Below are 13,834 nucleotides of genomic sequence, written 5' to 3'. Positions count from 1 at the left end.
CAAGATCGGCGAATTGGCGACCCGTGACTACCTGCGCTCGGAGCTGCGTACGGAACTGCGAGCGCTGTTGGCGGAGTCCGTCGCCGTCGGTGAGGATACCGACGGCGGTCAGCGGCGCGGTGCTGGCACCCAGGCGCGACGCGCTGAACGTCGCAACGCCGCTGACCGGCGACCATGACCTGGCAGAAGTTCTGTGCGGGTCGAGGTGAGTCGCGATGGCGTCAGGTAAGAGATCCGCGGCAGAGGGTGAGAATAGACAGTGCGATTTCGACCCCGCGCGGTCCGAGTTCCCCCGACCATGCCGCGATGATTTCATTCTCCCGCGAGTGCTCGATGCGCGGACCGCCGTCAGCCGAGCGCAGCGCCTGAATCTGGCGGGACACATCGAGGCGTGCCCCGACGAGCGCGCGAAGCTGGGTATCGATCTCGTCGATGGCCGTTCGGCCGTCCTCGATCGAGGAGATAGTCGGCGCGGAGGTGACAGAGTTGAGCGCTTCCCTTGTCATCTGGGCCCTTTTCGTCCGTGGCCCGGCCGTCCCAGAGCCTCGTGAGCCCGGGTGAGTCCGGGCCGTCTGGTCTCGGTGTGTCGCGTCAGTCGCGAGGCAACCCAGGGGCCAAGCCCGGCCCCTGGTAAAAGTGATCCGGCGATCTACGTGCGCGGCGCGCGCAAAGGTCGGATGTACCGGTCACATCCACCAGCATGCCAGGCGAGAATGCCACCGTCCAGTGGTCGTTCGGTTACCATTGTGTCGACGGCGCCGCTGCCGTGTGCCAGCGGCCGAGTGACAGGATCATGTCGTGGACCAGCTGCAGTTGGACGGCATGCCGCGGCGACTTTTCGTGTGCACGCCGTCGAAGCTTTCCGCCTTTGCCGACTGCCCGCGCCGGTACCGGATGGCATACCTGGACCGCCCGGCACCGCCGAAGGGCCCGCCGTGGGCTCACAACTCGATGGGTGCCAGCGTGCACAACGCCCTGCGGGCCTGGTGGGACGAGTCGCTGGCGCGCCGTACCCCAGCCCGCGCCGCGCATCTCGTCCGCCTCGGGTGGCTGCTGGACGGCTGGCGGGACGCCGATCAGTCGGTTCGCTGGCGGGAGCGGGCAGCGCAGATGGTGGAGCGCTATGTGGCTGGGCTTGATCCGGCCGCCGAACCGGTGGCGGTGGAACGCCAGGTAGCCGCACGCACCGAACGGTTGGCGCTGTCCGGGCGGGTCGACCGGCTCGACGATCGTGACGGTGAGCTTGTTGTCGTCGACTACAAGACCGGCCGCCGTCCGCTCACCGATGACGATGCGCGAGCCTCCCAGCCGCTCGCCCTGTACGCGCTCGCGGCGTCGAAGACGCTGCGTCGGCCGTGCTGGCGGGTTGAGCTGCATCATGTTCCCACCGGCGACGTGCTGGCGGCCGAGCACGACGAGGCGTCGCTGGGCCGCCAACTGCGCCGCGCCGAAGCCCTGGCGGACGACGCCGAGCGCGCGGGCGAGGCGTTTCGCGCCGGCGCCGCGCCGGACGCGGCGTTTCCGCCGTCGCCGGGTCAGCTGTGTTCCTGGTGCGACTATCGGCGGCATTGTCCCGAGGGTCTCGCCGCCGCTCCCGACCGCCAGCCGTGGGACGCCATCGCCGATGGCGACCTGAACTGACGGCGACCTGAACTGACGGCGACCTGAGGTACGCCATGATGAACCGGTGACAGCGCATTCGGGCATCGGCTCCGCGGTCGGGCTGCCCCAGGTACGGCCGTCGGGTGCGGACGAGCCGGCTCGAGCCCAGGGCGGCATCTCGCCCCGGGTGTCGGTGAAGGCCGGGACCTTCACCGAGTCGGTCATCCGGGAGATGACGCGGCTTTGCCTGGCCCATGACGGGATCAACCTGGCGCAGGGCTTTCCGGACTTCTCCTGCCCCGCCGAGTTGAAGGAGGCGGCGAAGGCCGCCATCGACGCCGACGACAACCAGTACGCGATCACCTGGGGGGCGACGGCGTTGCGGCACGCGATTGCCGACAAGGTCGCCCGCACCTATCCGGGCTGGACGGTGGACCCGGAGACCGAGATCTGCGTGACCTGTGGCTCCACTGAGGCGATGATCGCGGCGATGCTGGCGCTGGTGGATCCCGGCGACGAGGTGCTGCTGTTCGAGCCCTTCTACGAGAACTACGGCCCGGATGCGATCCTGTCCGGCGCTCGGCCCAGGCTCGTCCGACTGCACGGACCCGACTGGAGCATCGACGAGGCCGAGCTGCGCGCCGCCTTCTCCGACCGGGTGCGTGCTGTCGTGATCAACACGCCGCACAACCCGACCGGCAAGGTCTTCACACGCGCGGAACTGGAGTTGCTCGCCGAGTTGTGCCAGCGGCACGACGCGCTTGTCATCACCGATGAGATCTACGAGCACATCCACTATCTCGGTCCGGGTGGGCATGTCCCGCCCGCGACAGTGCCCGGTCTCACGGACCGTACGATCACCATCAACGCCCTGTCCAAGACCTACGCGGTGACCGGATGGCGGGTCGGCTGGACTGTCGCGCCGCCGGCCTATACCGCCGCCATCCGCAAGGTCCACGACTTCCTGACCGTGGGCGCGGCCGCTCCTCTGCAGGCGGGCGGGGTCGCCGCGATGGCGTTGCCGGCGAGCTACTACGACGCCATCGCGGCCGAGTACCGGCAGCGGCGTGACCTGTTGTGCGGCGCGCTGGCCGCGGCCGGATTCGAGGTCCGGCCGCCCGACGGCGCGTACTACGTCATGTGCGGAACCCGATCACTGGACCCCGCCGGCGAGGATGTCGCATTCGCCCGCCGCGTGCTTGCCACGGCCGGGGTCGCGGCGGTTCCCGGTTCGTCGTTCTTCGCCGATCCCGCGGACGGTCGGCACATCCTCCGGTTTGCGTTCCCGAAGCGACTCGACACCCTGCGGGCGGCGGCCGACCGCTTGGCGGTCCTCGCCTGAACCGTCTCGCCTGAACCGTCTCGCCTGAACCGCGTTGTGGATCATTCGGCGGTGATCAGGGAGGGCACGGGGATGGGGTAGCCGCCTTCGGCCGCCCGCGCCCGGCCGCGGCGCAGCTCGGCGCCCAGCCAGCGCAGGTAACCCTGCACGGCGGGCCGGCCAGGCCTGCGATGCCTGCCGTGCCATGAAGCGCGAAGGCGGTCAGCGTGTGATCGCAGCCAGCTGGCGGGGCCGGCCGCTGGCAGCCCGGCCGCCGCCAGCATTACTGAACGTGGCGGTAGCAGGTAGCGGCCACGCAGGTACTCGCTGATCCAGCGGCCCTGGGCGTCAGCGAGCCGAACGGTGTCGGCGCCGTCCGACCCGTCCACCGACCCGTCCACCGACCCGTCCACCGACCCGGGCAGGCGCCCGCATCGGTACACGCCGTCGGTGTCCAGGCTGAAGACACCGCCGAACAGCGGCGGTCCGATGCTGGGGCCGGCCGCGCGGTCGGCCTGGTCTTCGACCTGGTCTTCGACCTGGTCTTCGACGGGGTCTTCGGTGACCACCACGACATCCCATCGGGTCACCTGTTGGTCGCTGTCGCGGAGATCGAAGGGCCGGCGGCCGGTGTCAACGGGACGGGTGTCATCCGGGCGAATGCCGCTGTCGCCGTCGAGCCGTGTGATCCGGTCGGCGAGTCCGCGCTCGCGCAGATAATCCTCGGCGGGCGTCGGGGCCGCTGTCACCGTCGCCGGGCGCTCGGCACCCGTGACCACGGGCCTGGCAGGGGCCGCGGCGGGTACGAACAGGCGTGCGTCCAGGCCGGAGTCGACGAGCGCGAAGACGGTCACGCCGGCGGTGGGTCCGCGCCCGAGCACCGCCACCCGGGGAAGTTGCGCCATGAACAGCAGACTAACCAGTATGTGTCAGATCGATACATGCTCCGGTGGGTTCTTCGGTCGGTGCCGGCAGTGCGGGGCATCGCAGTGCGGGGCGTCGCAGGGTGGCGGGTGTCTGGAAGAGCGAGCGCGGCAGTCCGAGGAGTGCCGCGCGTGCCGCTTTGCCGCACCGGGACGCGATCAGCTCCACCGCGGCGACGTCGGGTAACCCGTAGAGCCGGCGGGTCCAACCGGGGAGCATCCCGACCGCGATGGCGGCCAGTGCTGACCACGCGGGTCGCGCCGGGGTGGCCAGCGCCACCCACCGGGGCATCGGCGGCCGCAGGATGATCCCGACCGCTTCCCGCGACGCCGCGGTCACCCGCAGCCCCGGCCGCATTCGGGTGAGGTAACGCTCGACCTCCGCCCGGCTGGACGGGACGTCACGCGCGGGGATGCCGACGAGTTCGGCCGCGCGGACCTGCTCGGCGAAGTAGGTGTCGGCCTGGCGCTCGGTGAGGGCCAGGCCACATCGGCGGGTCGTGCTGAGGAAGGACTCGACCTCGCTCACGTGCACCCACAGCAGCAGCTCGGGATCGGCGGCCCGGTAGGGCCGGCCGCTGCCCGCCTCCACACCGTGGATGCCCGCGTGCACCCGGCGTACCCGGGCGGCCGCGTGGTGGGCGGCGTCCGTGCTCCCATAGGTGATCGTGCCGACATAGTCGACGGTCCGCCGCAGGCGTCCCCACGGGTCGTTGCGATAGGTGGAGTGATGGGCGACACCGGCCATGGCCAGCGGGTGCACCGCCTGCAGGAGCAGCGCCCGGATTCCGGCGATGACCATGCTCGGGTCGCCGTGTACCCGCCAGGTCACGCTGGACGGTCCGAACAGGCCGACATCCCCGTCCGGCTGCGTCGGCTCTGCGCCCGGAGCCGCGCCCGCGTGCATCCGATGCCGTTGGTCAGCCACTCGCGCATCCTCGCTCGGGACGTTATGGAATCGAATGACGCCAGATAGTGTCGCATGAGGATGGCAACCCGATGCAGGCGGTACTCAACGTATCGATCTATCGTCTTATGGTGATGATGTGGCAGATCGGTCTCATGGGCAGGGGTAGGCCCGCACGACAGCGCGCCGGACGAACTAACGTGGCCTCATGAGCATCGTGAAGATCAATGTGTTGACCGTTCCGGCCGAGATGCGGGCCACTTTGGAGCAGCGCTTCGCCGGTCGGGCGGGCATGGTGGAGGCGGCCGACGGGTTCGAGTGGTTCGAGCTGCTGCGTCCGGTGGAGGGCACTGACGCCTACCTCGTGTACACGCGTTGGCGCAGCGAGGAGGACTTCGGCACGTGGCAGGCGTCCAACGCCTTCCAGGCTGGTCATGGCGGATCCGGCGGATCCGGCGGACCCGGCGGACCGGCCGCGACCGGGTCGCAGCCCGCCGCGACCGGGGCGCAACTGTGGTCCTTCGAGGTGGTGGCGGCGGCCGCGCCCAAGACCACCTGACTACGTGACGGCCTGACCCGCCAGGTCAGCGCATCCGGTGGCTGGCGTCCTCGATCTCGCCCACGAATTCTTCCACCACGTCCTCGAGCGCGACGACCCCGATGGTCGTGCCACCCGGTCCGGGTACGCGGCCGAGATGGCAGCCGGTCCGCTGCATCAGCCGTAGCACCTCGTCCAGTGGCAGGTCCGGGCGGACCTCGACCATGGGTCGGAGCCGGCGCGGCGGCAGCGGTTCGTCCCGGGCGTCGCTCTGGATTCCAAGGACGTCCTTGGCGTGGACGAAGCCGACGATCATCGTACCTGCCGTGGCCGTGGCCGTGGCCGTGGTACCGGGTGCAGCCAGGTCGGTGGGTGTCTCGGTGGCCGCTGGGGCAGATGCGTTCGGAGCCCGGACCGGAAAGCGGGAGAATCCGGTTCGGGCGACCAACATCTCCAGCTCGGCCGCACTGACCGACCACGGCACGGCCACGGTCTCATCGAGGGGAATCATGACCGAGCGGGCGGTTCGTTCGGGCAGTTCCAGCGCGCCGGTGAGCAGGTTGTGCTCGTAGTCCTCCAGTAGTCCCTGCTGTCGGGATTCGGCGATCATGACCGCGAGCTGGTCCGGGGTGTAGGCGGTGCTGAGCTCGTCCACCGGCGTGACCCCGACGAGCCGGACGCACCAGTTGGCAACTGCGTTGAGAAAGACGATCAGGGGGCGGGCCAGGCGCGCGAACCGCACCAGCGGCGGCGCGAGCCGCAGCGCGGCCTGCTCCGGCCCGGCGAGAGCGATGTTCTTCGGCACCATCTCGCCGAGCACGATGTGCAGGCAGGCGACGATCGCCAGCGCGACCGCCAGCCCGATCGGTCTGTACATGCTCGCGGGGACGCCGAGTGCGCGCAGGCTTCCCTCGAGCAGGTGAGCGACGGAGGGCTCGGCCACCGCGCCGAGTCCCAGCGAACAGATCGTGATACCGAGCTGGGACGCGGCAAGCATGAGCGACAGGTTTTCGATCGCCGTGCCGACCGTGCGGGCGCGGTGGTCACCCGCGGCCGCCATGGGTGCGATCCGGTCGCGGCGGACCGAGATGACGGCGAACTCGGCACCGACGAAGAAGGCGTTGCCGGCCAGCAGGATGACAGCGCCGATGAGGTTGAGCAGCGTCATCGGCGTCCCCTCACCGGGTCCGTTCGTTCCCACCGGTGGATGGGTCGACCCGCCGGTCCGGACCTGGACCTGGATCTGGACCCGGCCGGCCCGCCGCTACGGTCACGCGGATGCGGTCGATGCGGCGGTGGTCCATCTCGTCGACGGTGAGCCGGTGGCCGGCGACCGTGACCGTGTCACCGACGCGGGGTATCCGTCCGAGCCGGTGCAGGACGAGGCCGGCGAGCGTCTCGTACGGGCCGTCGGGTAGCGCGACGCCGGTACTGTCGGCGACCTCGTCCACGCGGAGCAGGCCGGACAGCACCCAGCTCCCGTCCGCGCGGGCGGTCGCATCCGGTGTCTGCGGTGGGTCGTACTCGTCTGCAACGTCGCCGACGAGCTCTTCGACGAGGTCCTCCAGGGTGACGATGCCGGCGATGTCGCCGTACTCGTCGATGACGATGGCGAGTTGGAGGCTGTGGCCGCGCAGGGTGGTGAGGAGATCGTCGCAGCCCAGTGAGTTCGGCACCATCACCGGCGGGACCATGATCTGGCTGACCGGTGTGACCGCGCGAGCGGGCTGGGAGACGCCGAAGGCGTCCTTGACATGGACAACTGCGACCACGTCGTCGACGTCGGTGCTGTCAGCCGCGGTGTTCGGCGCAGTTTCGCGCCTGGTCGAGCGCCGCAGCACGGGGAAGCGGGAGTGACCCGACCGCTCGGCCACCCGCAGCAGATCCGCCACGTTGTCATCGGCGTGGAGCGCGACCACCTGAACCCGGGGTGTCATGACATCCTGCGCGGTGCGCTCACGCAACCGTAGCGACCGACGCAGCAGCGTCGCCGTATTGCCGGGCAGCGTGCCCTGTTCGGCTGATGAGCGCACCAGCCAGCCGAGTTCGGACGGGGAACGAGCCGACCGCAGCTCGTCCTGTGGCTCGATGCCGAGCGCGCGCAACAGGCGGTTGGCCGATCCGTTCAGGAGCACGATTGCCGGCCGACAGATGCGTGAGAAGAGCATCTGCGGCCCGACCACCCGTTCGGCGACGGTCAGTGGTGTCGCGATTGCGACGTTTTTCGGGAACAGCTCACCGAAGACCATCTGTGAAATTGTCGCGATGAGTAGGGCAATGGTCACGGCAGTTGCATGGGCGACCCCGTCCGGCAGCCCGACCGTCCTGATCGCCGGCATCAGCAGGGATGCCAGCGCCGGTTCGGCGACGTATCCGAGCACCAGCGATGTCAGCGTGATGCCCAGCTGCGCTCCCGAGAGCTGGAACGACAGCGAGTGGACGGCGCGAAGCACCCGCGTGGCTCTCCGGGAGCCGTCCGCCGCGGCCTGTTCGAGCTGGCTGCGGTCGATCGCCACCAGAGCGAACTCGGCGGACACGAACAGTGCGTTGCCGGCGATGAGTACGACGATCATCAGTAGGCCGAGAATGTTACTGATCATTTTGGCCTACTGCCGGGCGCTCTTATTGTCAGGCTGACTCCGCCTGCCGCTCGATCGGGTCGTCCAGCCCACCGGGCAGAGCGACCTCAGCGGTCTGGGTACCGGCGGATCGGCCGCGACCGCCCCTGCGCCGCCGGCGCCGGCGCGGACCCGGCTGGCCGTTCGCCGCGATGCCGTCCTCATCGTCAAGGTCGAGCCCGTCGAGCCCGTGGTGATCGAGATCCAGGTTGTCCCGGTGAACCACCGTGGACGCAACCGTCGCGGGTTCGAGGAACAGGCCGGGAGCCGGGCTCGTGAGCTTCGGCCCCGCCAAGTCCACGTTCGTAAGGTCGTTCGTAAGGTCGTTCGTAACGCCGGTCGTGGCGACCGCGGCGACCGCGGCGCCGGCTCCACGGGTGCGCCGCCGTGGGCGGGCGGCGCGGGGACCGGCGGGCCGATCGGCTCGCTGCTCGGCTGCCGTGGCGTCGAAGCCCTCGCCGGTCCGGCGCTGCCGGCGTCGCGCGCCTCGACCGGTTTCCCCGAGGTCCTCGACCTCCTCAGCTGCCAGCCCGGCGCGGGTACGGGATGCGTGTGGCAGCACGCCGCGGGCATTCGCGGGGATTTCGAGATCTTCAAACAGGTGCGGGGATGTCGAATAGGTCTCGACCGGCGTGTCGAAGGACAGCGCCAGCGCCCGGTTGACCAGGGTCCACCGGGACATGTCGTCCCAGTCGACGAAGGTCACGGCCACGCCGCTGCCGCCGGCCCGGCCGGTGCGGCCGATGCGGTGAAGGTAGACGTTCTCGTCCTCGGGGCACTGATAGTTGATCACGTGGGTCACCCCGCCGATGTCGATGCCGCGGGCCGCCACATCGGTGGCAACCAGAACATCGATCTTGCCGGCTCGGAACGCCCGTAGCGCCTGCTCGCGTTGGCCCTGGCCGATGTCGCCGTGCACGGCCGCGGCGGCGAAGCCGCGTCGGGCAAGGTCGTCGACGACCTTGTCGGCGGTGCGTCGCGTCCGTACGAACACGATGGCCAGGCCACGCCCCTCGGCCTGCAGAACCCGAGCCAGAACTTCGATCTTGTCAAGCGCGTGGGCGCGGAAAACGTGCTGACGGATGTCCGGCACGGTGCGACCCTCGTCCGGGCGCTCCGCCGTGACGTGGACGGGCCGCCGCATGAACCGACGGGCCAGCGACACGACCGGACCCGGCATCGTCGCCGAGAAGAGCAGCGTCTGGTGGATGTCGGGGATCTGGGCGAGTATGCGCTCGACGTCCGGCAGGAAGCCGAGGTCGAGCATTTCGTCGGCCTCGTCGAGAACGAGCATGCGTACGGCGGTGAGGACCAGCGCGTTCTGGCGGGCCAGGTCGAGCAGCCTGCCAGGGGTACCCACGACGATGTCCACACCGGTGCGCAGGTCCGCCAGCTGTGGCTCATAGGCGCGACCGCCGTAGACCGAAAGCACCCGCAGGCCTCGGCGTGAGCCGGCCCGGCCGATGTCGGCGGCAACCTGAACGCACAGCTCGCGGGTGGGAACGACCACCAGGGCCTGGGGAAGCCCGGCAGCGCCCTCGGACCGGTTGGTCACGGCCTGCACGAGCGGGATGCCGAAGGCGAGCGTCTTGCCGGTACCGGTGCGGGCCTGGCCGATGAGATCGGAGCCGGCCAGCGCGAGGGGAAGTGTCAGTTCCTGGATGGGGAAGGGGGAGAGGATGCCCTGGTCACGGAGAGCCTCGACGATCTCTTCGCGGACACCGAGGTCTGCGAAACCGGACGTCGGTATCGCGGTTGCGGCTACCGTTTCGTCGGCGTCAGGGAGGTCGATGGGCTCGTCGTGCGGGTGTGTTGTGGTTTCAGTCGAACCGGACAGCGGGATGCTCCTGGTCTGCTATGAGCGGGATCCGACGCTGCACCCGCTCGCGATATGTACCGGCGGGGTCCGCTGACCCGGGGTGGGGCGACGCCCGCTCGGGCCGGGAGTGGCCTTGTCAACCCCCGGCTGATGACAAGGATAACCTGAGGACAGGTCTCTGAGACATGTTCCGACACAATGACCTTCGGCAGGGTGGCCGTGACCCGGGGACGGGCTGCCGCGAGTGCCTGAGGCAGAAGGTGTTCCGGCGGTGTTCGTTCTGTCGACATATTTCGGGGCAGTTCGAGCCGGACGACGCTGAGGTGATCAGAGATGACGGACAGTACGGGTGTATCCGGGCAGGTTGCCGAGACGGTTGCCGATGAGGCTGGCGCGGCCCGGATCGCCGTCATCGATCTGCTGGGGTTGTTGGCTTTCGGTGAGCTGAGCGCGTTCGAGCGCCTTGCCACGGATGCGCGAATGGCGCCCACATTGGTGGACAAGATCGCTCTTGCGCGCATGGCGGCGGCCGAGTTCGCACACTTCGAGGCGGTGCAGGAGCATCTGCTACGGATGGGCGTGGATTCCGAAAAGGCCATGGAGCCGTTCGTGCTGCCGTTGACCCTCTTCCATAACCTCACCGCACCGGCGGACTGGCTGGAGAGCCTGGTCAAGGTGTACGTCGGTGACAACATCGTCGCCGATTTCTACCGCGAGACAGCGTCGGTGCTCGAACCTGACGCCCGCGAACTGGTCCTCGACGTCCTTGCCGACACCGGGCACGCGGCGTTCGCGGTGGAACGTGTCCGCGCCGCGATCGAGGCCCATCCGATCGTCGCGGGTCGGCTCGCGCTGTGGGCCCGACGGCTGCTTGGGGAGGCATTGACCCAGGCCCAACGGGTGGCGGAGGACCGGGAGGCGCTGACCGGTCTACTGGCCGGGATGGGTGATCTTCAGGCGTTGGCGGACATGTTCAACCGCATCGCCCAGGCACACGCGGCGCGGATGGATGCGCTCGGCTTGTCCGCGTGATGCCGAGGGATCGCACGCATCCCCCGGCATCCCCCGGCGTCACCGCATCACCCCGTCGCGGATGCCTGTTCGCACCCGCTCAACCGCTCAACCGCTCAGCCGCCGGATGGCAGCAGCTGGCGATCTCCGGTGGCGGTCGGTATCGGCGCGACCGACCTCAGAGCGCGCCGAAGCCGACCCGGCGCGTCTCGGCCTCGGCGATCTCGACGTAGGCCAGCTTCGCGACCGGGACCATGACCCGACGGCCCTTCTCGTCCACGAGCGTGAGCAGGCCCTGCTCCGACGCGATCGCGTCGGCGACCGCCTGGGCCACATCCTCCGGTGACTGGCTGCTCTCGAGGACCAGCTCACGTCCGACGTTCTGGATGCCGATCTTGACCTCCACCAGTGATGACCTCCGCGTTCGATCGACCGATCAGGGCAATCGCGCTTTGGCGCGATCTGTCGCCACCATAGGGCCTGTGCCGGCCGGGGTGGGACGCGGTCGGACTGTGTTCGCTGGAGGCGTCAGGGCTCGCCGGCGGCGTCAGGGCTCGCGGCGGCGTCAGCCTTCCTGCTCACCGGCACACCGTGGCGGCACCTGGTCGGTACCGTCGGCGTTGCGTCGCGGGTAGCCGGCGAGCCCTCGCCAGGCGAGCTCGACCATGGTCGCCACAGCGCGTTCCTTCTCCACCGCACCGCCGGTGACCAGCCACCAACGGGCACCTGTCTCGGCGAGGCCCACCAGCCCGATGGACAACAGCTCGGCCTCGGCAGGGCCGACGCCGGTGTCCGCGGCGATGACGGCGGCGATGGCGTTGGCGCATGCGGTGAAGCTGTTCTCCACCCGCTTGCGGACCGCGGGCTCACTGCGTAGATCGGACTCGAGGACGAGCTGGTAGGCCCCGCTCGGATCGTCGACGAAGTCGAAGTAGGCTGCGATCGACCGAGCGATCCGGGTGTGGTTGTCGGTGGTGGAGGCAAGTGCTCGGCGGACGCTTGACACAAGCGAATGGGCCTGTTCGTCCAGCAGTGCCAGGTACAGTTCGAGCTTCCCGGGAAAGTGCTGGTAGAGCACGGGTTTGCTGACACCCGCACGTTCGGCGATCTCGTCCATCGCAGTCGCGTGATAACCCTGAGCAACAAATACCTCGCGTGCCGCACCCAGCAGCTGGAATCGGCGTGCTGTCCGGGGTAGTCGCGCGGTCTTGCCCGTCCGCGGTTGCGGCGCGGACGGCTCGGCGCTCACCGGTACACCTCCCTCGGTGCCAATTGGCACGCTCACCAGTACTTTCTCACATGGCATGAGGCTGATCGGCGGGTCGACCCGGGCTTGGTCGACGATCCTCAGGTGCAGGCCGCCGGCAGCCCGGAAGAGATCACGACTGCGCAGCCGTCAGCCGGTGGTTCACCGGTACTCGTCCTCGTCCTCGTCGTCCACGACGATGCGCTGTTGCGCCGCGTCGTACTCCGCGACCTCGAGGGGGAACGTCCAGGTGGACGCTGGCGCCAGCCCTTCGCGGGTCGAGACCTCGCGGGCCTGCTCCGCGGCGTCCGCGTCGGGTACGTCGGGGCGGTCGAGAATGTCACGCACATCGAGCGGAAGGTCCGTCGGTGAGCTCATGGCTTCCTCCTGTCAGTGCCTGCGGCCTGTGATCGTCTGTTGGTGTGCGGCGGCCGCGCGGACGCCCTGAAACTTTCCACCTTCGCGCCGGCCGTGCCTGGCAAAGGGGCAAAAAGATCGCCGTGTTCTTCGACTCGGCCCGCTATGTCGCCCACCATGAATACCAGGTCAGCCAGCTGTCGGCAGGACGGGACCTGGTCGGCGGTGACCGGGGGCGAAACCGCCGGGTACGGCGGTGGGGGCGCAGTGCAGGCAGGGCCCTTCCGTAACGGAATGTGCTCGCTTCGGAGTATTTTTGTTACTGATTACTCCTGTTTCGGTGGGTCGGTCCGCTTGTGTGGGCATCCTCCTGCTGATCGGCGTCTGATCGGCATCTGATCGGCCCGGACCCGGTGTCCACATGCCTGCCTCGGGTTCGTCTTTTGTGCCCATACACCTTCCATACCCTGCCGCGGTGAGGGAGAATTGGGACACGAGTGTGTTTGTTGGGTATGTATCGTGGATCGCCGGAGTGAATAGGTGATCTAACGATCATGCCGAGCGGGAAGACCCTTGAACATGCTCCAACTCACGGTAAGGGGCGGGCATGCGGTCGATCTGGAAAGGCGCGGTCTCCTTCGGCCTCGTCTCGATTCCGGTCAGGCTCTACTCGGCCACCGAAGAGCGGGACGTGTCGTTCCATCAGGTGAGACGAGATGACGGGTCCCGCATCCGCTACAAGCGGGTGGCGGCGGTGGACGGCGCCGAGGTGCCGTACTCCGAGATCGCCAAGGGGTACGAGCTGCCGTCCGGGGAGACCGTCGTGCTCACCGACGACGACTTCGCGAACCTGCCGTTGGCGACGTCCCACACGATTGACGTGCTGGAGTTCGTCCCGCTGGCGCAGGTCGACCCGATCTATTTCGCCAAGAACTACTACGTTGAACCCGACCGGACCGGGACCAGGCCGTACGTACTTCTCCGGGACGCGCTCGAGGGGTCGGGGCGGGTCGCGCTGGTCAAGGTCGCCCTTCGCCAGCGCGAACAGCTGGCGATCCTGAGGGTCCGGGCCGGGGTGTTCGTCCTGTCGACGATGATCTGGCCGGACGAGGTCCGTGCCCCGGAGTTCCCGTTCCTGGTTGATCAGGTCGACCTCCGCCCGCAGGAACTGACCATGGCGCAGGCGTTGATCGACACGCTGTCCGCCGACTTCGACCCGACCCCGTACACCGACGGGTACCGCCAGGCGCTCCAAGCCGTCATCGAGGCGAAGGTGTCCGGGAACGAGATGGTGACGCCACCCGGCGAGGGACGGCCCGCCAACACCGCGGGTGACCTGATGGCTGTTCTCGCCGCCAGCGTGGAGGCGGCGCGCAGGGACAGGGAGGGTGCCCCGGCGGGCGCCGGCCCCGATCCGGGCCCGGCGGCGAACGGCGCCGCGCTCGATGGCGCCGCGCTCGATGGCGCCGCGCTCGATGGCGCCGCGCTCGAT

15 protein-coding genes are annotated in these 13,834 nt (G+C 69.0%); 6 read left to right on the top strand and 9 right to left on the bottom strand.

Annotated elements, in window-relative coordinates:
• Positions 1 to 221 precede the first annotated feature (221 nt).
• The gene (locus U9977_RS19325; RefSeq protein ID WP_322750688.1) at positions 222 to 611 is read right to left on the bottom strand and encodes a chorismate mutase; all 390 of its coding nucleotides are present in this window, start codon (positions 609 to 611) and stop codon (positions 222 to 224) included.
• A 187-nt stretch (positions 612 to 798) separates the two neighbouring features.
• Here U9977_RS19325 and U9977_RS19320 point away from each other — a divergent pair, with 187 nt between their 5' ends.
• Together U9977_RS19320 and U9977_RS19315 are read left to right on the top strand one after the other, a co-directional pair.
• The gene (locus U9977_RS19320) at positions 799 to 1,641 is read left to right on the top strand and encodes a PD-(D/E)XK nuclease family protein (RefSeq protein ID WP_322750684.1); all 843 of its coding nucleotides are present in this window, start codon (positions 799 to 801) and stop codon (positions 1,639 to 1,641) included.
• Positions 1,642 to 1,777: 136 nt separating this feature from the next.
• Complete coding sequence (locus U9977_RS19315; protein ID WP_322750687.1) at positions 1,778 to 2,944, top strand: pyridoxal phosphate-dependent aminotransferase; 1,167 nt, start codon at positions 1,778 to 1,780, stop codon at positions 2,942 to 2,944.
• A gap of 41 nt (positions 2,945 to 2,985) precedes the next feature.
• Here the strand turns inward: U9977_RS19315 and U9977_RS19310 are convergent, their stop codons facing one another.
• Both U9977_RS19310 and U9977_RS19305 read right to left on the bottom strand, forming a co-directional pair.
• The gene (locus U9977_RS19310) at positions 2,986 to 3,828 is read right to left on the bottom strand and encodes a hypothetical protein (protein ID WP_322750683.1); all 843 of its coding nucleotides are present in this window, start codon (positions 3,826 to 3,828) and stop codon (positions 2,986 to 2,988) included.
• A gap of 10 nt (positions 3,829 to 3,838) precedes the next feature.
• Positions 3,839 to 4,774, bottom strand: a complete 936-nt coding sequence (locus U9977_RS19305) for an oxygenase MpaB family protein (protein WP_322750682.1) — start codon at positions 4,772 to 4,774, stop codon at positions 3,839 to 3,841.
• Positions 4,775 to 4,961: 187 nt separating this feature from the next.
• Between U9977_RS19305 and U9977_RS19300 the strand changes: the two genes are divergently transcribed.
• A complete protein-coding gene (locus U9977_RS19300) occupies positions 4,962 to 5,312 on the top strand; it encodes an antibiotic biosynthesis monooxygenase (RefSeq protein ID WP_322750681.1) in 351 nt (116 codons plus the stop codon).
• Positions 5,313 to 5,337: 25 nt separating this feature from the next.
• Here the strand turns inward: U9977_RS19300 and U9977_RS19295 are convergent, their stop codons facing one another.
• Genes U9977_RS19295 through U9977_RS19285 form a run of 3 tightly spaced genes read right to left on the bottom strand, consistent with a single transcriptional unit; the run spans position 5,338 to position 9,701 of the window.
• Positions 5,338 to 6,459, bottom strand: coding sequence for a hemolysin family protein (locus U9977_RS19295; RefSeq protein ID WP_322750680.1), 1,122 nt, complete (start codon positions 6,457 to 6,459; stop codon positions 5,338 to 5,340).
• Positions 6,460 to 6,469: 10 nt separating this feature from the next.
• Complete coding sequence (locus tag U9977_RS19290; protein ID WP_322750679.1) at positions 6,470 to 7,891, bottom strand: hemolysin family protein; 1,422 nt, start codon at positions 7,889 to 7,891, stop codon at positions 6,470 to 6,472.
• Positions 7,892 to 7,919: 28 nt separating this feature from the next.
• Positions 7,920 to 9,701: a DEAD/DEAH box helicase gene (locus tag U9977_RS19285; RefSeq protein ID WP_416210695.1), complete on the bottom strand. Its 1,782-nt coding sequence runs from the start codon at positions 9,699 to 9,701 to the stop codon at positions 7,920 to 7,922.
• 360 nt (positions 9,702 to 10,061) lie between these two features.
• Between U9977_RS19285 and U9977_RS19280 the strand changes: the two genes are divergently transcribed.
• Positions 10,062 to 10,760 (top strand): ferritin-like fold-containing protein, encoded by a 699-nt coding sequence (locus tag U9977_RS19280; RefSeq protein ID WP_322750678.1) that lies wholly within the window; start codon positions 10,062 to 10,064, stop codon positions 10,758 to 10,760.
• 157 nt (positions 10,761 to 10,917) lie between these two features.
• Here U9977_RS19280 and U9977_RS19275 read toward each other — a convergent pair whose 3' ends face one another.
• The 3 genes from U9977_RS19275 to U9977_RS19265 all read right to left on the bottom strand — a co-directional run bounded on the left by U9977_RS19275 (position 10,918) and on the right by U9977_RS19265 (position 12,363).
• On the bottom strand, positions 10,918 to 11,145 hold the full coding sequence (locus tag U9977_RS19275) for a DUF3107 domain-containing protein (protein ID WP_322750677.1): 228 nt from the start codon (positions 11,143 to 11,145) through the stop codon (positions 10,918 to 10,920).
• A 159-nt stretch (positions 11,146 to 11,304) separates the two neighbouring features.
• Positions 11,305 to 11,988 carry a TetR/AcrR family transcriptional regulator gene (locus tag U9977_RS19270; protein WP_322750685.1) on the bottom strand — a complete coding sequence of 228 codons (684 nt, stop codon included), beginning with the start codon at positions 11,986 to 11,988 and terminating at the stop codon, positions 11,305 to 11,307.
• A 159-nt stretch (positions 11,989 to 12,147) separates the two neighbouring features.
• A complete protein-coding gene (locus U9977_RS19265) occupies positions 12,148 to 12,363 on the bottom strand; it encodes a hypothetical protein (RefSeq protein WP_322750676.1) in 216 nt (71 codons plus the stop codon).
• Positions 12,364 to 12,485: 122 nt separating this feature from the next.
• Between U9977_RS19265 and U9977_RS19260 the strand changes: the two genes are divergently transcribed.
• Together U9977_RS19260 and U9977_RS19255 are read left to right on the top strand one after the other, a co-directional pair.
• On the top strand, positions 12,486 to 12,632 hold the full coding sequence (locus U9977_RS19260; RefSeq protein ID WP_322750675.1) for a hypothetical protein: 147 nt from the start codon (positions 12,486 to 12,488) through the stop codon (positions 12,630 to 12,632).
• Positions 12,633 to 12,949: 317 nt separating this feature from the next.
• Positions 12,950 to 13,834 (top strand): Ku protein (locus tag U9977_RS19255; protein ID WP_322750674.1); only part of this gene is annotated, 885 nt, incomplete at its 3' end.

This window comes from Protofrankia sp. Cas8 (assembly GCF_963555845.1).
In the GTDB taxonomy this organism is placed as follows: Bacteria; Actinomycetota; Actinomycetes; order Frankiales; family Frankiaceae; genus Protofrankia.
Note: the sequence above shows the minus strand (reverse complement) of the source record. Positions and strands in the feature narration are given on the sequence as shown.